Raw genomic sequence first — 921 nt, forward strand, 5'->3', positions numbered from 1 at the left:
GAGGTCGTGGTATGGATGACGGATGGCTGGCCGCTGTATGAATCCCGCCTGAAGGGAAAGCTGCACGTAATCAGCAAGCGTTACACTCAGCGAATTGAGCGGCATAACCTGAATCTGAGACAACATCTGGCAAGGCTGGGACGGAAGTCACTGTCGTTCTCAAAATCGGTGGAGCTGCATGACAAAGTCATCGGGCATTATCTGAACATAAAACACTATCAATAAGTTGGAGTCATTACCTGGTAACTATATGCAGAACTTCACGCGTATGAAACCACTCGATGAGGATACCTACTCTGGGATAAAAGATTATCCTGTATGTTTCTATGACCCCAAATACAAAATAATGGCAAATCATCATGGGATAACTTTTGATGATCAGCGAAAACGTTACATTATAGGACCGATAACAGTCTCTATTGATGAAATGACCAATGCTCTCGATCCGGTCGAATTAGCGGCAATTATCAATAAAAAGCATCATGCTATAATTAATGGCAAAAAGTTTAAAACTAGCCGGGCTATCTCTTGTCGATCCTTTAATCGTTATTTTTCTGTTTCGACAGATTACAGACCTAAACTTGAAGCACTATTAGCATGTTCACAAATGTTAGGTATAAATCAAGTTGTTGCACATAACGGAAATGGTGGAAGAGAACGCATAGGCGAAACGGGGACAGTTTTAGGTCTTAACGCCCGTGACAGTAAACATGCTGGAAGAATGTTCAGCATGCATAATTGCCAAATTAACCCTGGTGCAGGGCCTGAGATAACCACTCCCTGGAAGTCTTACCAGCATGGCTTTGTTGAATAAATAAGATTTCGTGCGAACGACCCTGTAGCTGGCTGGATTTTCAGGCAATACGCACGCTTTCTGGCATCCCAGCCTTTGTCATCCTGTTCAACGCACGCACCATGGCC

The 921-nt window shown here is 43.6% G+C and carries 1 protein-coding gene and 1 pseudogene; both read left to right on the forward strand.

Going from position 1 to position 921, the window contains the following annotated elements:
- The coding region (locus K0778_RS26475) for an IS1 family transposase (protein WP_024169623.1) at positions 1–225 on the forward strand (225 nt) is incomplete at its 5' end.
- A gap of 16 nt (positions 226–241) precedes the next feature.
- Positions 242–814 (forward strand): annotated as a pseudogene (locus K0778_RS26480) (DUF4049 domain-containing protein); the annotation flags it as partial.
- Positions 815–921: the final 107 nt, after the last annotated feature.

It is taken from the genome of Escherichia sp. XD33 (assembly GCF_019375075.1).
GTDB lineage: Bacteria > Pseudomonadota > Gammaproteobacteria > Enterobacterales > Enterobacteriaceae > Enterobacter > Enterobacter flexneri_A.